This window comes from Oceanobacillus aidingensis (assembly GCF_042654105.1).
In the GTDB taxonomy this organism is placed as follows: domain Bacteria; phylum Bacillota; class Bacilli; order Bacillales; family Amphibacillaceae; genus Oceanobacillus; species Oceanobacillus oncorhynchi.
The window spans coordinates 105,994-127,900 of record NZ_JBHSFT010000018.1 but is presented as its reverse complement, the minus strand read 5'-3'; the positions used below and the strand labels follow the sequence as shown (position 1 = coordinate 127,900).

The 21,907-nt window shown below is 36.9% G+C and carries 19 protein-coding genes and 1 pseudogene; 13 read left to right on the top strand and 7 right to left on the bottom strand.

The window, feature by feature from the left end; translation table 11 throughout:
* Nucleotides 1-323: 323 nt before the first annotated feature.
* Both ACFO3P_RS12430 and ACFO3P_RS12425 read left to right on the top strand, forming a co-directional pair.
* Nucleotides 324-1,203, top strand: a pseudogene (locus ACFO3P_RS12430) (LysR family transcriptional regulator).
* Between the two features lie 103 nt (nucleotides 1,204-1,306).
* Nucleotides 1,307-1,945, top strand: a complete 639-nt coding sequence (locus ACFO3P_RS12425) for an HD domain-containing protein (protein WP_289584660.1) — start codon at nucleotides 1,307-1,309, stop codon at nucleotides 1,943-1,945.
* 339 nt (nucleotides 1,946-2,284) lie between these two features.
* Here the strand turns inward: ACFO3P_RS12425 and ACFO3P_RS12420 are convergent, their stop codons facing one another.
* Together ACFO3P_RS12420 and ACFO3P_RS12415 are read right to left on the bottom strand one after the other, a co-directional pair.
* Nucleotides 2,285-2,680: an anti-sigma regulatory factor gene (locus tag ACFO3P_RS12420; protein WP_042531152.1), complete on the bottom strand. Its 396-nt coding sequence runs from the start codon at nucleotides 2,678-2,680 to the stop codon at nucleotides 2,285-2,287.
* A gap of 236 nt (nucleotides 2,681-2,916) precedes the next feature.
* Nucleotides 2,917-3,606, bottom strand: a complete 690-nt coding sequence (locus ACFO3P_RS12415; RefSeq protein WP_042531154.1) for a Na-translocating system protein MpsC family protein — start codon at nucleotides 3,604-3,606, stop codon at nucleotides 2,917-2,919.
* Nucleotides 3,607-3,922: 316 nt separating this feature from the next.
* Here ACFO3P_RS12415 and ACFO3P_RS12410 point away from each other — a divergent pair, with 316 nt between their 5' ends.
* From ACFO3P_RS12410 to ACFO3P_RS12390, 5 genes are all read left to right on the top strand, one after another.
* Nucleotides 3,923-4,336 carry a hypothetical protein gene (locus ACFO3P_RS12410; protein ID WP_193062459.1) on the top strand — a complete coding sequence of 138 codons (414 nt, stop codon included), beginning with the start codon at nucleotides 3,923-3,925 and terminating at the stop codon, nucleotides 4,334-4,336.
* Nucleotides 4,337-4,375: 39 nt separating this feature from the next.
* Nucleotides 4,376-4,837, top strand: coding sequence for a phosphotransferase (locus tag ACFO3P_RS12405; protein ID WP_193062462.1), 462 nt, complete (start codon nucleotides 4,376-4,378; stop codon nucleotides 4,835-4,837).
* 187 nt (nucleotides 4,838-5,024) lie between these two features.
* Nucleotides 5,025-5,891, top strand: a complete 867-nt coding sequence (gene phaZ / locus ACFO3P_RS12400; RefSeq protein ID WP_193062464.1) for an intracellular short-chain-length polyhydroxyalkanoate depolymerase — start codon at nucleotides 5,025-5,027, stop codon at nucleotides 5,889-5,891.
* A gap of 326 nt (nucleotides 5,892-6,217) precedes the next feature.
* Nucleotides 6,218-7,702, top strand: coding sequence for an aldehyde dehydrogenase family protein (locus tag ACFO3P_RS12395; protein WP_289584662.1), 1,485 nt, complete (start codon nucleotides 6,218-6,220; stop codon nucleotides 7,700-7,702).
* Between the two features lie 19 nt (nucleotides 7,703-7,721).
* The gene (locus tag ACFO3P_RS12390; protein WP_042531170.1) at nucleotides 7,722-8,249 is read left to right on the top strand and encodes a helix-turn-helix domain-containing protein; all 528 of its coding nucleotides are present in this window, start codon (nucleotides 7,722-7,724) and stop codon (nucleotides 8,247-8,249) included.
* 36 nt (nucleotides 8,250-8,285) lie between these two features.
* Here ACFO3P_RS12390 and ACFO3P_RS12385 read toward each other — a convergent pair whose 3' ends face one another.
* From ACFO3P_RS12385 to ACFO3P_RS12375, 3 genes are all read right to left on the bottom strand, one after another.
* Nucleotides 8,286-9,464: an NAD(P)/FAD-dependent oxidoreductase gene (locus ACFO3P_RS12385; protein ID WP_289584663.1), complete on the bottom strand. Its 1,179-nt coding sequence runs from the start codon at nucleotides 9,462-9,464 to the stop codon at nucleotides 8,286-8,288.
* Nucleotides 9,451-9,789, bottom strand: a complete 339-nt coding sequence (locus ACFO3P_RS12380) for a (2Fe-2S)-binding protein (protein ID WP_042531174.1) — start codon at nucleotides 9,787-9,789, stop codon at nucleotides 9,451-9,453. The genes ACFO3P_RS12385 and ACFO3P_RS12380 overlap by 14 nt, the downstream gene beginning before the upstream one ends.
* 324 nt (nucleotides 9,790-10,113) lie before the next feature.
* Nucleotides 10,114-11,481 (bottom strand): sigma-54 interaction domain-containing protein, encoded by a 1,368-nt coding sequence (locus ACFO3P_RS12375; protein ID WP_193062479.1) that lies wholly within the window; start codon nucleotides 11,479-11,481, stop codon nucleotides 10,114-10,116.
* 141 nt (nucleotides 11,482-11,622) lie between these two features.
* Here ACFO3P_RS12375 and ACFO3P_RS12370 point away from each other — a divergent pair, with 141 nt between their 5' ends.
* From ACFO3P_RS12370 to ACFO3P_RS12350, 5 genes are read left to right on the top strand one after another with little or no spacing between them, the layout of a single operon-like run.
* Nucleotides 11,623-12,801, top strand: a complete 1,179-nt coding sequence (locus ACFO3P_RS12370; protein WP_042531180.1) for an NAD(P)/FAD-dependent oxidoreductase — start codon at nucleotides 11,623-11,625, stop codon at nucleotides 12,799-12,801.
* Entirely contained in the window at nucleotides 12,798-13,802 is a 1,005-nt protein-coding gene (locus ACFO3P_RS12365; protein ID WP_193062483.1) for a proline racemase family protein, read from the top strand. The genes ACFO3P_RS12370 and ACFO3P_RS12365 overlap by 4 nt, the downstream gene beginning before the upstream one ends.
* A gap of 12 nt (nucleotides 13,803-13,814) precedes the next feature.
* A complete protein-coding gene (locus ACFO3P_RS12360; protein ID WP_193062485.1) occupies nucleotides 13,815-14,552 on the top strand; it encodes a hypothetical protein in 738 nt (245 codons plus the stop codon).
* 18 nt (nucleotides 14,553-14,570) lie between these two features.
* Nucleotides 14,571-15,992, top strand: coding sequence for a Na+/H+ antiporter NhaC (gene nhaC, locus ACFO3P_RS12355; protein WP_042531187.1), 1,422 nt, complete (start codon nucleotides 14,571-14,573; stop codon nucleotides 15,990-15,992).
* Complete coding sequence (locus tag ACFO3P_RS12350; RefSeq protein WP_042531189.1) at nucleotides 15,976-16,857, top strand: dihydrodipicolinate synthase family protein; 882 nt, start codon at nucleotides 15,976-15,978, stop codon at nucleotides 16,855-16,857. The genes nhaC and ACFO3P_RS12350 overlap by 17 nt, the downstream gene beginning before the upstream one ends.
* A gap of 24 nt (nucleotides 16,858-16,881) precedes the next feature.
* On the opposite strand, the gene ACFO3P_RS12345 is transcribed toward ACFO3P_RS12350, so the two are convergent.
* Nucleotides 16,882-18,102, bottom strand: coding sequence for an RNA polymerase factor sigma-54 (locus ACFO3P_RS12345; RefSeq protein ID WP_289584664.1), 1,221 nt, complete (start codon nucleotides 18,100-18,102; stop codon nucleotides 16,882-16,884).
* 646 nt (nucleotides 18,103-18,748) lie between these two features.
* Between ACFO3P_RS12345 and ACFO3P_RS12340 the strand changes: the two genes are divergently transcribed.
* On the top strand, nucleotides 18,749-20,230 hold the full coding sequence (locus tag ACFO3P_RS12340) for a peptide MFS transporter (RefSeq protein ID WP_193062501.1): 1,482 nt from the start codon (nucleotides 18,749-18,751) through the stop codon (nucleotides 20,228-20,230).
* Between the two features lie 426 nt (nucleotides 20,231-20,656).
* Here the strand turns inward: ACFO3P_RS12340 and ACFO3P_RS12335 are convergent, their stop codons facing one another.
* Complete coding sequence (locus ACFO3P_RS12335) at nucleotides 20,657-21,745, bottom strand: GntR family transcriptional regulator (protein WP_193062503.1); 1,089 nt, start codon at nucleotides 21,743-21,745, stop codon at nucleotides 20,657-20,659.
* Between the last annotated feature and the right edge of the window lie 162 nt (nucleotides 21,746-21,907).

Genomic DNA, 21,907 nt, shown 5'->3' with positions numbered 1-21,907 from the left:
AATCTTCGTAAAGAAGCATTACGAATAACCGCAGGGACTGCGGGGCTAGCCTAATCCATAACTGACCAATGGGTTGGTGTTCTTAGGAATCTCCTACTTCAAGCAGCCTATAAGGTTGATAAGTGGGGGTAGTTCAAGATATGGTAAATGAATTCATCCGAAAATATACTACACCAGGCTAATGGACTTTCTGCAGTATTCCTTCTAAATTTACCTCAAAAAATTAACTTCATAATGAATTTGATTTAAGATAGAAATGAAAAGGCTATTTCAACTGAAAGGACTGAACTATAATCGAATTACGACATTTAGAATACTTTTTAATGGTTTGCAAAGAGCTGCATTTTACTAAAGCAGCTGAAAAATTAGGAATATCACAGCCTACTTTAAGTCATCAAATCAAAATATTGGAACAAGAGGTTGGCTACCCTCTGCAAGAAAATTGAGCTGACAAAGGCGGGAGAAATTGTACAGAAGGAGGCATTAAATGTTCAAGGCTCGCTGCAAAGCATGACCTCTCAAATTACTGCATTTACAAAAGCGGAGATAGGAGAGCTGAAGATAGCTGTATTGCCTGGAGAAATCACCGACTTGGTATCTACCCTATGTATTCATTTTAATCGCTTGTATCCGAACATTAAGGTAGTTATTCAGACTACAGATGAGTTAGAAAAAGCTGTTTTGGAAAATCAAGCGGATTTTGGAATTGGTTTTCATTTCCATCAACAGGATAAATTGCAAGTAACCAAGCTGTATGAAGAAGCTTTTTATTTAATCAGTAACCAGCATGATGGAAGAAAGAAGATTCCTTTTCCAGCTATTTTTGACAGCCCAATTGTATTATTTCCTAATAAGCATCAATGCAGAAAAATACTTGATAGAACGAGCGAAGAAGTTGGGAGACAATTGGATCCTGCTGTTGAAACCTCCAGTATTGAAGCTATCTTAAATCTAGTGCGCAATGGGGTTGGTCATAGTGTTGTATCTCGTACGTTATATGAATTTTATGATACAGAAGATTTGTTTTTCCAACATATCGAAAAGCCAACTTTGACAAGAGCAGTATATTTAGCAATGAAAAAGAATTGTTTTGTGAACTACCCTGCTCGTAAGTATTTGGAGTTATTAATGCAGGAAATTGGAAAGCTGCAATTCCATACAGAAGAAAAGGAAATGCCTACTTTACAAAATACTTTATCATAGATTATTTCTATGATTATCATAGAAATAATTGCATTGCTATATGGAAATAATCCTTTTACAATGGAGCCAAGATGAAAATAAATCGTAAAGGGGAGTTTGAATGATGATTCAAGAAGTAGCAGGTATCAAAGTTCCAGATACGCGATTGGCAAAGGATGCGGCAGATATTCTAAGGGAATATGGAAATGACTTGCTGTGGAACCATTCCAATCGTGTCTTCTTTTTTGGAGCGGTAAACGGTAAACAGGCAAAGTTGAATTATGATTTAGAGTTGCTGTATGTCAGTGCATTATTCCATGACTTAGGATTGACCAAAGCGTACAGCAGTCCCGACTTGCGTTTTGAAGTAGACGGGGCTAATGCAGCCAGAAGCTTTTTACAGCAGTATCAAATTCCAAAAGAATCTATTCAGCTTGTATGGGATGCGATTGCTCTACACACAACTCCTGGAGTTGCCGAACACAAGGAATCGGAAGTAGCTCTTCTTTTCTCTGGTGTTGGTTTAGATGTGATGGGAGACGGGTTTGAAGAGTTCCCGGCTGATTTGCGTGAAGAAGTTATACAGGCTTTCCCTCGGAATAATTTTAAAAAGGAAATTATCCCGGCATTTTATGAAGGATTTAAGCATAAGCCGGAAACAACTTTTGGTAATATGAAAGAAGATGTCGTCCAGCATTTTCGGCCGGAATACCGTAATAAGAATTTCTGCAGCTGTATTATACATTCCCCGTGGCCGGAATAAAGGGATGATAAAAAATCGCTGAATTATTTTAAATCTATCGAGCATCTCTTTGGATATTTTATCTGAAGAGATGCTTTTTAGATAAATAAAAAATTTGTTTGGGTAAGATAAGACGGGTTTAGAGGCTGAATTGTAATTAACTTTCAAAGCGGCTGGAGTTAAAGATGAATAAGATTTCTTTGAGGATTGTATTCTCTTACTTATGTAAAAGCAATGAATCAAAACCTGAATACAGCAACGATGAAACAAACGTAGAAAAGATCAGTGTTACAAGCAAAAATTTATGAAATTCTCTTTGGGAATATGCCGGAATTGTTCCAGTTGCCGACATGCTGCTAATTAAATCCATTTGGCCACCTTAATTGTTGTTCCTTGTCCAATGTCTGATTGGATTTCAAATTCATCCATCAAACGCTTCACGCCAGGGAGACCAGCCCCCAGTCCTCCTGAAGTGGTATAGCCATCCTGGAGCACCAATCGAATATCATTTATTCCTGGGCCGGAGTCGATTGCAGTCATAATAATACCTTTACGCCCAAGTGTATCGATGACCTCAAAAGAAATTCCCCCTTTTTCTGCATATAAATAGATGTTACGGGCTAATTCGGATATGGCAGTGGTGATACGTGCCTGATCCACTGTACCAAAGCCAATCTGCTTTGCTATATCCCTGCCAATCTGCCTTGCATGAACGATATCCAATTCCTTATGGATGTTTACATAAGATGTTTTCATAGTCGTTTCCCCCAGTTTCTGATAAAGTTTTAAGATGCATTGCTTCAGATTCAGCACAGTAGGAAGCTTCTGGAGATGGATATCTAAATCAATCAATATATTAAATAAAACAGTCTTTCTGTTTGCGTTCTTATTTATTAACCTGCTTTCCTTTTATTTAATAAAAAAAGCCGAAAAGGAATAAACATCCTTTTCGGCTCATGCCTTAGCGTTATTGTCTAGACATTTCCACCATATTATTTTTTGGGTTTAAGTATAAATATAACAAACCCTGTATCATTGTCAAAATCCCAATCTACAAATAAATCTTGTATTTCCTGATGGAGTACAGATTCTAAGAATTGTTTATCAATTAAACTCTTTTCCAGCTTTCGTTTGGACAGCCTAAGCTGGTTTTCAAAGCCCGATTGAATCAGCTCTTTTTCAATTAGCACAAGGATATCCTCGCGTCTTGAGATTAAAGTCCGGGAATTAAGCATACTAGACGTAAGCTGTTTCGGAGATTTTTGTGCTTTTTGAGTAAAACGGCTGATTTCCTCGTGTACTTGTTCTTTGGCTGGATAATCAAGATAATCTTCTATTGTCTCATCCAGATTGGAATCCAGCTCGGTAAAAAGAATTCCGCTGCTATTTTCTACCGACCAGTCATAGTAGATCTTGTCCACTTTTACGCCGGCCTGCGAGGAGATAATCGATTGTATCTCCGGAGTCAGTTCTTTCATTAATAAATCACGGGTCTCCTGAAACTTCAATTCATTTTCCTGCTTCAGCAGAATTTTTTCCATCGGAGCTAAAAAGTTTCTTAAATAGATTGTAATGTATGGTTTTGCTATAGATACAAAAATAGCTTCGGGTCCCTTTCCGAAATTATCTCGAAAAAGTTTTCCGATTGCACTGGATATTCCGGATTCTACTGTTTTTTCCACTTGGTTTCTCCTTTTGAGTGTCATTAATTGTATATCTATATTCGCTGCGAAAATAGGAGTGTATATCTATTTCGATTTCTTTGAGTTGTTAAGCTTGAAAAAACATTTTAAGGACCGTACCTTATTTTACAATCCCTTTCATAACTATACCATTAATTGTAGACGTTGAAAAATTATTTTGATAAAAAAACTGTGGTATTCTTTGTGTAATACAAATTATAATATTTAAGTAACGCACCGTGGGTTTTCAAACGTTTCGTTTTGATGAATTGATAGGAAGAGAAACTGGAATGATTATAGAAAGGTGGAAGGCCCGATGGATAGAATACCTGAGTCATTTGCTGAATATATCGATTTGCATCCTAGTTTAAAAGAGGTAACATCCTGGACTCTTTTACGGAGGTGGTCCCATTCAGAAGTGTGGCGGGCAAATAGAAACAATAGAGATTCCTGTATCGTCAAAATGGGAAAAGAAGAGAACGCCCGCGAAGTCATCGTTTATAAAGATTTATTAATTCCATTTGGATTAGATATTCCAACAATTTATGCATCCTATAAAGCGGATGATATTGGGATTTTGATAATGAAAGGTCTTCCGGGTGAAACTGTAGAGGACGCTCCTCAATCTGAGATTTTTATTGAAGCGGCAAAAGAGCTAGCCACTATCCGTAGCAAGGCGGAATCAGCAATCATGGAAGGGAAACTTACAAACGAAACGTATTTATATTAGTACATTTCTAAAGACCAGATAATAAATGATTTAGTATACTTGAGCCAACAGAGGGAGTATATAGATGATACTCAAGCAACATTCTTAAAAAAATTATCAACTATTTTGCCGCCTCATATGGAGCGCTTATATAGAGATTTTCCGCTGACGCTTGTGCATAATGATTATTATCCTAAAAATTTAATGAAAAATAATGAAAGAATAACTGTAATTGATTGGGCGTCCGCAAATCTTAGCCCCCATCTTGGAGATTTGTACTGCTTTATTCGTGCGGCAGAGGATTATCCTATTAATTCTGCTGATTTAATCCATGCATATTATGAACAAACTGCTGATAGCGTACCAGACGATATCGAGTGGCAAATAAATATGGGTGGTATTTGTTGGACGATTCATGCACTGCGGCAATTGTTCGACTATGAGGTAGAGGCTATACCAATAGCGCGTGAATGGATCCCTGAATTGGTTTCTGATATTTATTCACTTGCTGACAATCTATAAATAATATTTTATTGTATAATGAAAGGGGTTTCAATAAAAAGGTCATTTAACATAACTATATGCTTTTTGTTTATAGAACGTTGTAGATAAAGACAGGATGCGCTGAAGAAGCTGTGTTATCAATCTTTTAAGGTTCAGTAATCGAATAGAATAGAAGTTTTAAAACTTAACAAAAAGGAGGATATTTATGAATATTGCATTAGAGAATGGCGAGAATCTTTTTTTTGTAAAAAAAGGAGGAGGAGAGCATGTTTTATTATTAATTCATGGAAATATGGCCTCTTCGGCTCAATGGGATTTACTGCTTGAAGAAATAGATCCTGCCTTTACAGTGTATGCAGTAGATTTACGTGGATATGGGCAATCGAGCTATGACCAGCCGATAAATTCAATCAAAGATTTTTCGGAGGATATCAAACAATTTGTTGATCAATTAGATTTGCAGAAGTTTTATATAATGGGTTTGTCTAATGGCGGTGGTGTAGCCATGCAGTTTGCTAGTGATTATCCAGACCATATTCAAAAAATCCTATTGCTTTCTTCCATGTCTACACGAGGGTATCCAGCTTTTAATACAGACGGTGAAAGAATCCGTTTTAGAGAACAGTTAATAGAAGACCCGGGATTAAATATGATGTTAGATGCTCAGAGAACAAATAATCAAGCATTTTTTAGAGCGGCTATGGATCAAGTGCTTTATTCCGTTAACCAACCAAACGAAGAACAGTATCGAAAGTATTTAACCAGTGCCACACAGCAAAGGAATATAATGGATGCGGCATATGCTGCAAACAGGTTCAATATAAGTACAGTATCCAATGGTGTAATTGATGGGACCGGGGAAGTAAGTAATATCCAGGCTCCTATTCTGGTAATCTGGGGAGAAAATGATTTGATTGTATCGGAAGCAATGACGATGGAAATAATGGAGGATTTAAAAGAGGCTGGAATTGACTTTCATTATGCACCGATAAATGCCGGTCACGCTTTATTGATAGATAATTTAGAAGCAGTTTTGCAAGAAACATACAGGTTTTTAAACATAAAAGGATAGTATGCCTATTTCAACTTTATTGTTTGAACGACAAACAAGGGATTACCCTTATATAAAAAGAAAACTTGATTTCAATATTCCTAACGTGCTTATTTAAGAATTTTACAGTACCTGTAAAAAGGATGATATTTTTAAAAGAAGCTGTAAACAATACTCTTTTGAGGAGCTTGAACGTTAATCAGATAATGCACCAAATTTTACTGTCTGTGAAAAAATGATTGCTTTTTATGTATTCATAGACTATCCTGTTAATTAACAGAATATTTAATCTGGAGATTGCTATATTTTGAGGTTAAATAAATCTATATTAAGGGAGATGTTTGTGTATGTCACTAGTTACGTTGAAACCAAAAGTGAAAGCGTTTTTAGAAGAGGTGAATGGGTTCTATATTAATGGTCAATATGTTACAGCACAGAACGGTCAAACATTTGACGTTTTGAATCCGGCAACGGAGGAAGTGATTGCAAAAGTAAGCCAAGCAGATGAATCCGATCTTGATTTGGCTGTTCAAGCAGCTCGTAAAGCTTTTGATGAAGGGCAATGGACCAAGATGGAGGCTGCCGAGCGTTCCCGTATAATTTATAAATTTGCAGACTTATTAGAGGAGCATAAAGAAGAACTTGCCCAATTAGAGTCTCTTGATAACGGCAAGCCTTATCAGCAAGCTTTGGAAGATGATATAGAAGGGACGATTGAGCATTTTAGATATTATGCAGGTTGGGCAACAAAAATCTTTGGAAAGACAACAAACGTTTCACCGGAATATGCTACGTATACAGTTCACGAGCCTGTTGGTGTAGTAGGGCAGATTATTCCATGGAACTATCCTTTGCTAATGGCTGCTTGGAAGCTGGGTTCAGCACTTGCAGCAGGGTGTACGGTTGTTTTAAAACCTGCAGAAGATACACCATTATCCATTTTATATGCAGCGAAGTTATTTAAAGAAGCTGGTTTTCCGGATGGTGTAGTCAATATTGTTTCCGGGCCGGGGAGTGTTGTTGGAAATGCTTTGGTAACACATCCTCAAGTGAACAAAGTTGCGTTCACCGGCTCCACAGAAACTGGTAAGGAAATTATGAGAAAAGCAGCAGATGATGTGAAGGCGGTCACTTTAGAACTTGGAGGGAAATCTCCAGCTATTGTTTTAGAGGATGCTGATTTAGAAACAACATTAGATGGTGTTTTTGATGGTACGATGTATAATCACGGTCAAAATTGCAGTGCAACTACCCGTATTTTTGTGCATCGAAGTTTGTATGATGAAGTACTGGATAAGCTCAAGAAAAAAGCTGAAGAAACGGTCGTTGGCCCTGGGTTAGACAGTGCTACGGATATGGGGCCGCTTGTATCTGAAAAACAAATGAATACTGTTTTAGGGTATATTGAAAAAGGAAAGGAAGAAGGTGCGCGGCTTATTACTGGCGGTAAGCGTACAGGGGATCAAGGATATTTTGTAGAACCGACTATCTTTGCGGACGTACAAGATCATATGTCGATTGCAAGAGAAGAAATATTTGGCCCTGTTATGTCAGTATTTGTCTTCGATGAAGTGGAAGAAGTGATCCAGCGGGCTAATGATAGTGAGTATGGTTTAGCTGCAAGTGTATGGACGGAAAATATTAAAAAAGGGCATTATATTGCTTCTAAGTTAGAATCAGGAACTGTCTGGGTGAATGATTTTGGTCTTGAATTGGAAACCATGCCGTTTGGCGGTTACAAACATTCCGGTATAGGCCGAGAGATGGGTGGAGATTACGGCATCTCCAACTATGTAGAAGTGAAAAGTATCTTTGTTAATATGAAGCAATAATAACTAAGAGGTGACGTGGATGGATGAGTTATTAGGCAGTGAACTAAAAAAAGTACGTAAGAGCAGGCAGCTGACCTTACAACAATTGAGTGACCGAAGTGGTCTGTCTGTGAGCTTTTTATCCCAGATAGAAAGAGGACTGCGGACACTTACATTTACATCCCTTAAAAAAATCTGTGAGGCATTAGATGTCAATGTGAATTTCTTTTTCGATAATGGAGATTCCAGCTTTGTAAAAAAAGAGAAAACCTCGTATAAAAATACTGGTAACTTTTCCTATAAAAGCTTAGTTGGAAAAATGAAACATCCGGATTTCATTCCTGCACGGATTGACTTGGAAGCAGGGGAATATCAACAAATCCCTTATACGCATAGCGGACAAGAATTTGTATATGTATTATCCGGCCAGTTAGAAGTTGAAATTGAAGGTGTCAAAGAAACGCTGTATAGCAATGAGTCTATCCATATAGATTCTAGTATGGCACATCATTGGTATAATGCTACAGATGAGACGACGAAGCTGCTTCTCGTCTCATCCACTAAATGAAAAAACGCTCTTCTCAAATTTTGAGAAGAGCGTTTTTTATACATATTGTGTCCACAAGCGCTGTAAGTTTTTTCTCCCTTGGTGCAAATCTTTATGGAAGGTTATTTTTGCATGCTGCCTTTCGTATGTTATGGCTTCCAATGTTTTTTTAGATGAAATAGTGTCTTTTATAATCTGATTTGCAGCCATTTTTCCCTGCAGCATGGCAATTTTAGCATTCTCAATGCCAGTAATATTACCGGCAACATACAAATTCTCTATTTCTGTTTCCATCGTTTCGTTATGCAGAGGTACATATCCGCCTAACGACTCCATATAAATATGTTTCAGATTCAATAAGGATGTTACTTCATTGACTGGCGATAAACCGTCAGAGATGCATACAAAATCACATGCTATTTCTTTTTCTGTCCCCTCTATAAGCACACCCGAGGCATTCGTTTTTTGAATGGTTACGGATTCCACTTCATGCTGCCCGTTTATTCTTATTACCCTTTCTTTGATGGAGATAGGTAATCCAAGCGCATGGACTCCTTTTTTAGGGAAAAATTGTAATGCCAGCTGCTGGAGTGGAGTCACTTTTCCAGCTATTTTTGAACCTGTTGAAAAGAATGTAGATGGAGCAGAATTTCCTAAAGATATCAGCGTTTCCAATGCTTCCTTTGGTGTTGCTTTGTTGATTAGATTAACTGGAGGAAGACAAATTTTAGCAACATCAACATATGCGTAACCAAGCTCTAGCGCGATGACCATGGACAATGGATTAATACCGATAATAACTCCCTTATTTCCCGGTTTCACACGCTGGAAGTTTGTCAGCACCTGAGCAGCACCTACCGTCATTACTCCTGGCAAATCCCAGCCTGGAAGCGGAGTCGATTTTTCTTTTCCGCCGGTCGCAACAATCAGGTGCTCTGATTGGAAATGGCCGGACGTTGTATAGATATCGAAGCCTTGATTACTATGTTCTAAGTTATACACTGATGTTCCAAGCTTAAAGTTCACCTTTTCAGAGACTTCATTATAAAGTTTCCGGGCAACTTCCATTCCATTCCACCATTCTCCTTTTGTTTCCTCATATAGCTGCCCAAGCAATCTGCCGCCATAATGATAATATTCATCGATAAGGAGTACATTTTGCTTTTCTTGCAGGACTTGGGCAGCCGTTAATCCGGCAGGGCCGGCACCGATAATAATAGTATCAAAGTGATTCATGGGAATGCCCTCCTTTGACCAGGTGAGGCAATTCCTTCTGCTGTTCAATCACCATATCTTTATGGATTGGAGTGAGGCAGGCCCGTTGATTACGTTTCCCTTCCACAATTACCCTGCATTCGGAGCAGTGTCCGATATTACAGTACAGTCCCCGTGGTTTGCCATCTTTTTCATGGTATCTGAGCGTTCTGATATTATTAGCGAGAAGCGCTGCTGTGATACTTTCCCCCTCAGCTCCATAATACGTTTGACCGTTCCATTGAAAAGGAATTAGTGTCTGCTCTTTTTTTTCTAAGATTTTATGATCTGTAATTCTTCCTGTCACGATTCCACACCCCCTGAAATTTCCTCAAACGAAACAGTCCGAATAGGAGACTGGGATTTCAGGTTGATATAAGAAGGAGTCTGTGTATTTTTATCCTGAGTCAGCTGATCTAAAAAATGTCCGCATGTCCTGGAGTTACAAAAGCCCATACCAGCTCGGGATTTCAGTTTTAATTCTCTCGAGTTTGCTGCTCCTTTCTCTAATATTTCAAGCATTTCGGAGTAGTATATATTTTCACAGCGACATACTATAAAATCATCTTGTTTTTTCATTCGAATCACCTCAAAGGATATTTGTTTATAAACAAGAAAAAAGTGTGCCAATTTAGAATTGGAATTTACGCATTTTTGAATATAACGTAGGTCTGCTGATACCGAGATCATGACTGGATTTTTCAATGTTATGATCATTTTGATCGACGATATATTTAATATATTCTGCTTCCACCTTATGGATATAGTCTTTCAGATTTAAATTCTCTGATAGATTTGGTACAGACAGGGTCTTATCTGACTGCCCTACTTCCACCAAATACTGGTCAAAGATATTATTATTTAATTGATCCTCATTAGAAAAAATAACTAATCGTTCAGCAACATTGATTAATTCTCTAACATTTCCAGGCCAGTGATAGCTTCTTAGGTTGTTTAAAAGTGAATGATCTGCATAACGGAGCTCTGTCTGGTATTTCTTCGATAAGTGATAAAGATAATAATAGAATAAGGATTCAATGTCATCCGGCCGTTCTCTTAAAGGAGGTATGTGGATATTAAGGACATTAATCCGGTACAGCAAATCGGAACGGAAATCATCAGAATTCAGTAACTCAGAAATTGATTTGTTTGTAGCTGAAACCAACCGGAAATGGGTGGAAACTTCTTTTTTACCGCCTAATCTGAAGTATTTTCTTTCTTGTAATACCCGCAGAAATTTCACTTGCATGTCCAACGGCATATCCCCGATTTCATCAAGAAAAAGTGTGCCGTCTCTGGCAAGTTCGAGCTTCCCCTTGTTTCCTTCTTTATTTGCTCCTGTAAAAGCTCCTTTTTCGTAACCAAATAATTCTGCCTCAAATAAATGCTTCGGAATTGCACCACAGTTAATAGGAATAAATTCACCGGAAGTTTCACTGCTGTTATGAATAGATTGTGCAAATAGTTCTTTACCTACACCAGTTTCTCCAGTAATTAAAATATTGGCATTTGTCTTTGCAGCCCGTTTTATCTGGTTTTTTAAATTTTCCATGATCGAGCTTTTAAAAATAATATTTTTAAAATGTTCCTCATTCTTCAATTGTTTGACATTATCGGTAAGGAAGCTTACCTGATTTTTGAGTTGTTCGATTTCTTCCTCCTGGCGTTTTTGTTCTGTCACATCAATTTCTGAAACAATGGCACCTTCAACTTTGCCTTCAATAATAATCGGAACAGATTTGAGATTCACATAAATACTTTTCGTAGCCATGTGCTGCTTCTTCTCAATGACTTCATTGTTTCGTAATGTTTGTAAAATCGCCAATTTGTCTTCTGCGAAAATTTCTTTAATATCCTTTCCAATCACCTCGCTTTTCTCCATGTTAAATATTTCTGAAGCTCTGTCGCTCCAGTAAATGACTTTTTCGTGTTTATCAATAATCGTAAAAGAATGGTTATAAAAATTAATCAGCTCTTCAATAATAGAATGTTCTAACATATGTATAATCCCCTTTAGTGTTAAATTTATAATAATAATTATATTTTTCTTTACACATTATTTCAAATTTTATTGATTTTACGATAGGTGAAGTTGGCACGTTTTTTTCTTAGTATTTTATAAAGGAAGGAGGGAGCAATTTTGACAACGCCATCTTATGATGTATTGATAATTGGTGGAGGTATTATCGGTGCGAGCATTGCTTATTTTACTTCTGAAAAAGGTTTAAAAGTAGGGATGTTGGAAAGGGATACAGTTGCTTCTGGTACAAGCTCAAAATGTGATGGCAATGTTTTATTGATTGATAAAGAGCCGGGATTTGATAGCAATATGGCGATAAAGAGCCAGGCATTAATCAAAAGCTTATCAAAAGAATTAGAAATGAAATTTGAATACAGGCATCCGGGAAGTATTTTCCTTTGTGCAAATGAAGAAGAATTGGAGCAGGCATATGACTGGGTCGATCAGCATAACAGGGCAAATGGCGAATATCAATTTTTTAATAAATTAACCAAAGAAGATTTGAAAAATGATTCCAAATATTTTGCTGATCATTTGGTTGGCGGCATTGAATGCACAAATGATTCGACGGTAAACCCGTACATGTTAACATTTTCGTTCATTCACGCAGCGAAAAAGAATGATCTTGAGCTTTTCGAAAAAACGCCCGTAACATTTATGGAGGAACATAGAACAAAAGGATTTAAAGTACATTCTCATGATCGTGTATTTAAAGCCAATAAAGTAATTAATGCAGCTGGTGTTTTTGCACCGGAAGTGAGTAAACATCTCGGTGTACCTTTACCAATTAAACCAAGAAAAGGTCATATCCTGGTTTCATCACGTGCAGAATTGATGGGCACAAGGAAAATTCAAGAGTTTGGATACTTGATGACGAAGTTTGGCAAAGAGAGAAAAGCAGATAAAATCATGAATGATTATGGAATTGCATTGGTGCATGAACCGACAGAGAGTCAAAATTTCCTGATAGGAAGCAGCCGGGAATTTATTGGTTTTGACACAACCGTCAATCATCAAGTTGTTCAACTGATTGCCAAAAGGGCGATAGAATTTTTCCCAAAAATGAAGGATATGAATATTATTCGTAGTTATGCAGGTCTCCGGCCGTGGACGCCGGATCACTTGCCAATTATTTCAGAGACTACTGTTCCTAATTATTATGTAGCCGCTGGTCATGAGGGAGATGGAATTGGATTGTCTGCGGTAACAGGTTATTGGATGGCTCAGATGGTGACAGATACACTCGAGGATGACATTAGTCCGCTAAGTATGGAAAGATTTCAGGAGGAGGCAATATGAAGATAAATTCAAAACTACTTGTTACTGTGGATACACACACTGGGGGAAACCCGACAAGAACGGTTTTATCCGGTATGCCTAAATTAAAAGGAGAAACGATTCAAGAAAAAATGCTGGATATGAAGGAAAACCATGATTACATTCGAAAATTTCTAGTTTTTCCACCCAGGGGACATGATGTAATGAGCGGCACGATACTACTGCCGCCTTTAAAAGAAGAAGCAGATTTTAGTGTGATTTTTATAGAGACCGGTGGGTATCTGCCGATGTGCGGACATGACACTATTGGTACATGTACAGCATTAGTAGAACTCGGTTATGTCGAAGTCAAAGAGCCTTATACTTCGGTAGTCCTAGATACCCCAGCTGGTGTGGTAGAAGCCAGCTGCAAAGTGAAAGAGGGCAAAGTGCAAGAAGTAACATTTATTAGTACCGATTCCTTTCATCTAAAGACGGTTTATATCGATTATAAAGATTTCAAGAATATAAAGTGCGATATAGCATATGGTGGGAATTTCTATGGGATTATGAAAGCGGGAGATTTAGGTTTATCCCTTCATGTATCGAGGTCAGAAGAAATCGTCGAAATTGCCATGGCAATCAGAGATGAAATTAATCGTCAGCATGAGGTGAAACATCCTGATTATCCATTTATTAATAAGCTGACCCATATGGAATTCTATGAAACAGGTGATGTTGTTAAAAACACAGTAATTGTACCTCCGGGAGGCATTGACAGATCGCCATGTGGTACAGGGACATGCGCAAAAGTATCAACACTTTATAAAGAAGGCGACCTTGATCTAAATGAAGTCTTTATCCACGAGAGTATCACAGGATCTCAATTTAAAGCCCAGGTAATCCACGCGAGTGTGAAAGGAAATATAATTTATAATAGGGTTGCTATTACAGGAACAGCATGGATTATGGGGAGACATGATTTTTATTTTGATCCCGATGATCCTTTAAATCAGGGATATCTATTGATTCCAGAAATATAAGGAGGTGATTTTATGATTTCAAAAGTAATAAACAGTTATGATATTCATATAAATGGACAACAATTACGAATTATTGAGAAAAACGAGCTGGAGACGGTATTACAAGACTATGAGAATAAGGCATTAATGCGGAATGAGCCGAGAGGGAGCAAATATGTTCGTTTACTTATCTTTCAATGGAGTGATGATGTTTTAGATGTAGAATTACACCCAAATGAAAGCGTTGACAATATTCGTATTTTATTAAAAGGGTGCATTTCCTCTCTTGTGGATCGTGGGAGAATAAACTCAAAAGAAAGCTATTTAGTAAGAAATAATGGCCAAATGTATGAATTTCAGCATGGATGTCTGACGACAGAAAAATTACCAGAAGTAGAGAAAAAACAAAATATGTATTTAGTCAACGATAAGAAGATAAAAGTCTATGAAGTTGACATGGAATTAGAAATTAAAAATATAACAGCTATTAAAGCGTATATTCACTCTAAGCAAGATGGAAATAGTGATTATCTGGTGCTTAAACAGGGAGAAAAACAAGTCGTTGCAAATAAAAAAGGAGATATCTTAGCTTATCCAATTATTGAAGTCGTTGCTGTATGTGCAAAGGAGTTCTCTCAGGAAATTATCACCTCTTTCACAGGATTAAAAATACATGCTGAAGATATGCAACTCAATTATTATTTGATATCTAATTCACAATTTTATATTGAGCATAGCGACATCTACGCTAAAGGATTTATCATTAAATAAAACAAGGGGCGGAAATATATGGTTAGAGAAAAGAAACTGCCAAGTATACCAGTATTATTGCTCATTTTGGTTTTGTTTGTAGTAATAATGTTTGGTTTTATTGTTATTTTAGAACTGCCTATCCAATTAGCTTTGCTCGCAATCTGGTTTGTAATTATGGGGTTTGGATTATATTTAGGTAATACGTATATAGAAATGGAAAAAGGACTTTTAAAAGGAATTTATGAAGGTTTAGGAGCGACGCTTGTTTTAATCGCTGTAGGTGCACTTATCGGCTCTTGGATTGCTGGAGGTATTGTACCGACGATGATCTATTATGGTTTGAGTATCATTAGCCCGAGTATCTTTTTGATGGCAGCAATGATTATCTGTGCGATTACATCTATTTCAACAGGAACATCATTTGGTTCAGCAGGCACAGCCGGCATAGCGATGATGGGTATCGGGGAGAGCTTTGGGCTGCCAACATATTTGGTTGCTGGGGCAGTTATTTCAGGGTGTTACGTTGGAGATAAAATGTCGCCATTATCTGATACAACAGTTATGACAGCTTCCTTGTCAAGAGTTGATTTATTCAGACATATAAGATCGATGTCATATGTATCTTTACCGGCTTTCGTGATTGCGGCAATTGCTTATTGGATTGTAGGTTTAATCATGCAAGATGGCAGCGGTGATCTGTCAATTGCAGAGAATACAATGGCCAGCCTGCAGGATACATTTCATATATCCTGGGTCATGCTGATTCCGGCAGTAGTGGTTGTCGTCATGCTGGCATTTAAACTACCATCCATACCGGTAATTATATTTGGAGCATTACTAGGAAGCGTGTGGGCAGTTTGGTTCCAAGGATATGGATTTATTGAAGCGATTGAGACATTGTATTCAGGAAGTGGAGTTACTACAGGAATTGATTTCATTGATAACCTTTTAGATCGTGGTGGTATTACTTTCATGCTTGAGGTTATTTTGTTGATTCTTCTAGCTTTAGGTGTCGGCGGATTGTTACAGTCCATTGGTGCCTTTACGGTAATCGGGGAGCTTTTTGCTAAATGGGCAACGAATACAGGTAATCTGACATTAACGACTATGATCGCAGCATTCTTTGGAATATTTTTTGGCGGAGCAGCTTACGTTTCAATGTTAACAGGCACGAAAATTACGGAAGCTAATTATGACAGGAAAAAAATAAGCAGATCCTTGTTATCAAGAAATGTAGAGGCAGGCGGTACGATTACAACGCCGATGGTTCCATGGTCAGATGGAGGGGTTTTTATGGCAACAACGCTGGGTGTCTCAACACTCGCATATTTGCCATTCTTCTGGTATGGATTTTTAGTTATTATCATTAACTTAATTTATGGTTATTTTGGATTGTTTATTTTAGATAAAGATGATTATGAAAAAGAAAGGGATGAGGAGCATGAAAAAACAATTTGAAGGAGCATTTCCAGTATTAATTACACCAATGAATGAGGATTACAGCGTGAACTATGAAGGGTTAAAAGAAAATATCCAGTACTATTTGGATCAAAAAGTCCCTGGAATAGTGGTAGTTGGAAGTACAGGAGAATTTGCATCATTGGATGAAGCAGAAAAGAAGGAAATTGTCAAAATTGCTGGTGAAGTAGTAAAAGATACAGAGACAGATTTATTGGTCGGTATCGCCGATGAACGCACAGACAAAGTGTTAGAATATGCAAAACATGCCGAGGCAAACCATGCAGATGGACTGTTACTAATCAACTCATACTACATGACACCGACAGAAGAAGAGGCATTTGAACAATTTAAAGAAGTGAACGATCAAGTTTCCACACCGATTATGATGTACAACAATCCATTTACGGCTAATGTGAATTTGGAAAATGAAACGATTTATAAAATTGATAAAGAACTGGATAACGTGCAGTATATTAAAGAGTCGAGCGGAGATATAAGAAAGGTTAGAGCGGTGGCCGACAATACAGATCTTGTTCTGTTCTGCGGTGCTGATGATCTTGCATTAGAATCATTTGTCCTTGGAGCGACTGGCTGGATTTCAGTGGCAGCTAATATCGTACCGAATAGTGCAGGAAGACTGTATGAGCTGGTGAAAGCGAAGAATTATGACGGGGCAAAGGAGCTTTATAAGGATTTATTGCCGCTATGTGAATTTCTGGAGGACTCCGGGAAGTATGTTCAAATAGTGAAGAAGGCGATGGAGTTGAAAGGGTTAAATGGCGGGCCATCAAGAAAGCCCAGATTAGGACTTACTGAGGAAGAGATCACAAAGCTGAAAGAGCTTATGGAGAAACTCGATTAAAATTATCCAACAAATTAAAAAGGATTAGTCCTTACGTTTTGGACTAGTCCTTTTAATATTTCCCAGTATTTGATTTTTATATTTGTTTACGGTTCTTCTGGAAATAAAGATCCCCATCTCAGCTAAACATCTCGAGATTTTATTATCTGAAAGTGTTTCAAAGCCATCTATATTTTGAATTACGTATTTTATATAACTAACAGATAGGTTCTTATAACTCTTTTTAGACAACAATGCTTTTACTGAAAAGATTCCTCTAGGTGTAGCAATATATTTATTACAGAGTAACCTGCTGATGGTAGCGGGGCTCAGTTTGGTCTGTTCAACTAAATCTGTTTGATCTAAAGCATTCAAAAAGTCACTTCTCCCAGTTAAATAATCGTATTGGACATTTGCAATGATAGAAATTACTTGAGTTAAGTATATTTTCCTTGCATTCAAAATAGAAATAAGTTCTTCGTATTCCGTTTTAAACTTTTCCAACTCAGCGTTGAATGGATGGTTATTACAGTCGATTAATATCGGTTCATAAGAAATGCCTCCAGTAAGATAATCATGAATGATAACCTGTAATCCATTCTTTCCATATACAATGGAAGCATCAGGAGAAATATTTAATGTTTCTTCAGCATCTAAAGGGGTTAAATTACAATGAGCAGTAATTAAATCTATGTATTTTTTGAATTCAGTTTCTTCCACATGCGAACCTTTTAGAAAACTAAATGAATTTTGATGGATTTCCTCCAGGTTAGTTGAGAATAGATCAAATAGCTTTTCGTTATAAAAATCCTTATTTTTTAACTGGAATTTTATAAAATCTATCATATTCCGCGTTCCGATGCCTTTATTTTCATAAGTTTGTAATTGGTTAATCAACTGTTTCACTCTATTTATTGGCGTTTTAGTATAAATAGAAATTTTATATGGGTCTTCTTCTAAGAAACCTTTGGTATTGAGAGAATGAAGAATGAACTCCATCGTTAACTGATCCTGTGCATAAAGAATACAGCGGAAATGGGTTAGAATGTCATCGATTATATGTTGAGAATCAGTCTGCTTTTTAGAGATATAGGACATTGGGATTTTGTCTTCATATATGCAAATCAACGGATTTTCATTGTATTTATTCTGTATATAATTGTAAAGATCAGATTGATTATATTTAAAGAGATGGATGGAGTTAATGATGTAATGGTTTAAAGAGATACTTATGTCAGCGTTTACATTGTTTTGTATGGAAATCATGTAAGCCCTCCCTTGTATATGATTAAAGAAAACAAAAATTAAGAACATTTGTTAATTAAGATAATTTTATCCTTTCTAAAAATACAAGTCAAACAGAGAAAAGTAGATGTAATTTGATACTTTTTATAGAAATTTTTTCGCGCTATATGCATGCTTGAAGAAAAATTGTAAAAATAACCATTTACCAGTTTATTTACATCGAACTTCCAGAGTGGTATGATATATAGTATTCAACTTTTATACACGGGAATAAACAAAAGAAGTAGTACCCTGACGAACCCAAAATAAGTATAAAAACGGCTTTATTTTCAAAACAGTGATTAGCGGTATATTTGAAAATAACAGCGAAGCAATGCAAGAAAGACCTTGTCATACTTGCATGACATGAATGGTTTATCCGTTTATTTCTTTTAAAGTTGAGTTGATTTCATGCAGCATTTGCTTATAGGCTCATCAATTACAGGTACCTCTTCTGTTTGGCGGTTTTACGATTCCAGTAATCTAGAACCCAAACGGCGGGGTATTTTTTAATTGTTTGAATATTTACGTAAGAGCAGCAATTTAGCTGGAATGGATGCTCCGTAATATATGGAAGCCTATATATGGCAAAAACAAATTAATATAAATAGAAAGGGACAGAAAGCTTATGACATCGAAGAACCCACAAGAGATCCTTAAGAGTATTCCGCAAAAAGGTTTTTTCGGACATCCTAAAGGGTTGTTTACATTATTTTTCACAGAGTTTTGGGAGAGATTTTCATACTATGGTATGAGAGCAATCTTACTTTACTATATGTATTATGCGATTAAAGATGGCGGACTGAATCTGGATAAAGGAACCGCTGCTTCCATCATGGCTATTTATGGCTCGCTTGTTTATATGTCAGGGATTATCGGCGGCTGGATTGCTGACCGTTTGCTTGGTACGAAACGCACCGTCTTTTATGGCGGCATATTGATTATGGCAGGTCATATTGCCTTATCCTTTCCGGGAGGAGTTACAGCTCTATTCGTATCAATGGGCTTAATTGTTATTGGAACAGGGCTGTTAAAACCGAATGTATCTAATATCGTCGGGGATTTATATGATAAAGAAGATCCGCGTACTGATGCCGGATTTAGTATATTCTATATGGGGATTAACCTTGGTGGTTTAATTGCACCATTTATTGTCGGAACACTCGGGCAAAAATATAATTTCCATTTAGGATTTGGAGTAGCAGCTCTTGGTATGTTAGTCGGGCTGATTATTTTCTTGGCTACAAGAAAGAAATATTTAGGTCTTGCTGGCTCTTATGTACCAAATCCTCTATCACCGGAGGAAAAGAAATCTGTATTTTTAAAAATGGGAATCAGCGCGATTGTGGTTATCATCGCAGGCGCTATTCTGATTTCTAACGGTATTTTAACCATTGATGGATTTATCATGTTAGTCAGTATATTAGGGATAATTATTCCGATTATTTACTTTTTAGTCATGTATTTCAGTAAGAAAACAACCAGTCAGGAGCAAAAGAGTTTACTTGCTTATATTCCGCTGTTCCTTGCAGCAATGGTGTTCTGGGCGATCCAAGAACAAGGAGCGGTTATTTTGGCACAATATGCCGATGAGCGGACAAGATTATCATTTGCCGGTTTTTCCTTACAATCATCTTGGTTCCAATCATTCAATCCATTATTTATTGTTCTGTTAGCGCCGGTATTTGCAGCACTTTGGATGAAGCTTGGCAAAAGACAGCCATCTACGCATAAAAAATTCTCACTAGGTCTGGTTTTTGCTGGTCTATCTTTCTTGATCATGATCATTCCAGCAATTTACGCAGGTCCTGATACGCTGGTAAGTCCAATATGGCTTGTGCTCAGCTTTCTGATTGTAGTATTTGGTGAGCTATGTTTATCACCAGTCGGTTTAGCAGCTACAACAAGAATGGCTCCTGCTGCATTCTCTGCCCAAACAATGAGTCTTTGGTTCTTGTCTAATGCATCGGCACAGGCAATTAATGCGCAAATTGTTAAACTATACAGCCCGGAAACCGAGATTCTCTACTTTGGAATTATTGGCGGGATTGCTGTGTTGCTAGGTGTAGTATTGTTCTTTTTCTCTTCTTTTTATAAAAAGAGAGTGTAATTGGATGGAATAGAACTTTGCACGCATGTGATTAACCATACAAATTTTTTTATAGCCACCCAACTGCTTACCAGGGCAGAGGGGTGGTTATTTTAATGATTATGGATTAATACTTCCATGAAGGAAAGAACCAAATAAATTGATTATGTTTTTTCTGATATAATCCCTCACAGATTCTCAAAGGTTAACTTGGCTATTTTTATTTGTGAACAAAAATGGTGTACGTATATTGGCATATAATAACTGATTCAAGTAACAATCTACTTAAATGAGAGGGTATGTTTGAAAGGTTGTTCGCCCATTATATACTTCGGATATTATTTGCATTTTAAACGTGTTGATAATTATTGAATTGGATATGCATAGATTTTCTATACGAGCCCAGTCTTTTCTAGTATGAAAAGGTGGAACGGCATTGTCAGTTTTTTAGCTAAGTTTATCTTTTACAGTCTCCCCATCAACTAATACTGGTTGATAATATGTTTCCTCTGATAAATTTTTCCGTCCTTGTAATTTCTTAAGCACCCAGTCAGCTGCATCACGTCCCATTTTCTCTTGTGGGTGTGTCAACGTCGTCAGTTTGATATTTGCGTTTTGTGAGATATAAGAATTATCCTGCCCGATAATGGATAATTTGTCTGGAACAGAAATACCAATTTGCTTGCATACATTTGCAACTTCTAAACCTACCTCATCGTTGTAACAAACAATGGCGGTTAACATATCTTTATTTTCATTGAGAAAATGATGCAGGTTAATAGATAAATCCGACTTGGTTTCTGTGGTGAAAGAAAGGACTAAGTTGGGTTGGAAGCGTAATTTAGCTTCCTCGAGTGCCTTTATGTACCCCTTCATTCGATACTTCCCTTGCAAATCATCCATTTTTGCAATAATTCCAATTTGTGTGTGCCCTTTTGAAATCAATTCATTTGCAGCCAGATAGCTGGATTGTACGTCATCAAGACATAGAAAAGGAACGTCCAATTCCTCATAATAAGCATTAATCATAATAAATGGGATACCCTGCTCCTTGAACGACAGATAGTAAGCAATATTGGGATTGTACAGGTTACTTTTCGTAGGTTCAATAATCAAGCCATCTACACCATAGGACATCATCATTTCCAAAGCTTTTTTTTCTTGTTCAACATCATTATTTGTACTGGCAAGTAATAAAGAATAATCATCTTCGTTTAATCTGCTTTCAATGCCACGAATGATGGAAGGGAAAATATAGTCAGAGATGTAAGTTGTTATAACACCAATTATTTTATTATTTGATGCTCGATCAGATTTTGATTGATATTGGTTGCTGACATAAGTACCTGAACCTTTTTCACTTCTTAGGAAACCTTCATTTGATAATTCTAAAATAGCCTTGCGAACGGTATCACGGCTGACTTGATATTGATTTTGCATAGCCGCTTCGGTAGGAATTCTTTCCCCAACGCTAAATTCTCCTGAAAGAATTTTACTTTTAATTTCATCCGTGATGATCTGATATTTTGGTTTCATTTCATTCACTTCTTTCATATTTGTTGGTGTAATGATTTGGTTATATAGATATTTGTATGTACTTATTTTACCATGACTTTAAAAGAATTAAAATGAATGTTCTTAAATTAATAGATTTATTAAAGAAACTAATGCGAAATAGATTTATATAATTAAATTTAA

What these genes read in the sequence shown, in the direction of transcription:
- ACFO3P_RS12425 (WP_289584660.1), top strand. Translation starts at nt 1,307, where the DNA reads ATGATTCAAGAAGTAGCAGGTATCAAAGTTCCAGATACGCGATTGGCA.
- ACFO3P_RS12420 (WP_042531152.1), bottom strand. Translation starts at nt 2,680, where the DNA reads ATGAAAACATCTTATGTAAACATCCATAAGGAATTGGATATCGTTCAT.
- ACFO3P_RS12410 (WP_193062459.1), top strand. Translation starts at nt 3,923, where the DNA reads ATGGATAGAATACCTGAGTCATTTGCTGAATATATCGATTTGCATCCT.
- phaZ (WP_193062464.1), top strand. Translation starts at nt 5,025, where the DNA reads ATGAATATTGCATTAGAGAATGGCGAGAATCTTTTTTTTGTAAAAAAA.
- ACFO3P_RS12395 (WP_289584662.1), top strand. Translation starts at nt 6,218, where the DNA reads ATGTCACTAGTTACGTTGAAACCAAAAGTGAAAGCGTTTTTAGAAGAG.
- ACFO3P_RS12390 (WP_042531170.1), top strand. Translation starts at nt 7,722, where the DNA reads ATGGATGAGTTATTAGGCAGTGAACTAAAAAAAGTACGTAAGAGCAGG.
- ACFO3P_RS12385 (WP_289584663.1), bottom strand. Translation starts at nt 9,464, where the DNA reads ATGAATCACTTTGATACTATTATTATCGGTGCCGGCCCTGCCGGATTA.
- ACFO3P_RS12375 (WP_193062479.1), bottom strand. Translation starts at nt 11,481, where the DNA reads ATGTTAGAACATTCTATTATTGAAGAGCTGATTAATTTTTATAACCAT.
- ACFO3P_RS12365 (WP_193062483.1), top strand. Translation starts at nt 12,798, where the DNA reads ATGAAGATAAATTCAAAACTACTTGTTACTGTGGATACACACACTGGG.
- ACFO3P_RS12360 (WP_193062485.1), top strand. Translation starts at nt 13,815, where the DNA reads ATGATTTCAAAAGTAATAAACAGTTATGATATTCATATAAATGGACAA.
- nhaC (WP_042531187.1), top strand. Translation starts at nt 14,571, where the DNA reads ATGGTTAGAGAAAAGAAACTGCCAAGTATACCAGTATTATTGCTCATT.
- ACFO3P_RS12350 (WP_042531189.1), top strand. Translation starts at nt 15,976, where the DNA reads ATGAAAAAACAATTTGAAGGAGCATTTCCAGTATTAATTACACCAATG.
- ACFO3P_RS12345 (WP_289584664.1), bottom strand. Translation starts at nt 18,102, where the DNA reads ATGATTTCCATACAAAACAATGTAAACGCTGACATAAGTATCTCTTTA.
- ACFO3P_RS12340 (WP_193062501.1), top strand. Translation starts at nt 18,749, where the DNA reads ATGACATCGAAGAACCCACAAGAGATCCTTAAGAGTATTCCGCAAAAA.
- ACFO3P_RS12335 (WP_193062503.1), bottom strand. Translation starts at nt 21,745, where the DNA reads ATGAAACCAAAATATCAGATCATCACGGATGAAATTAAAAGTAAAATT.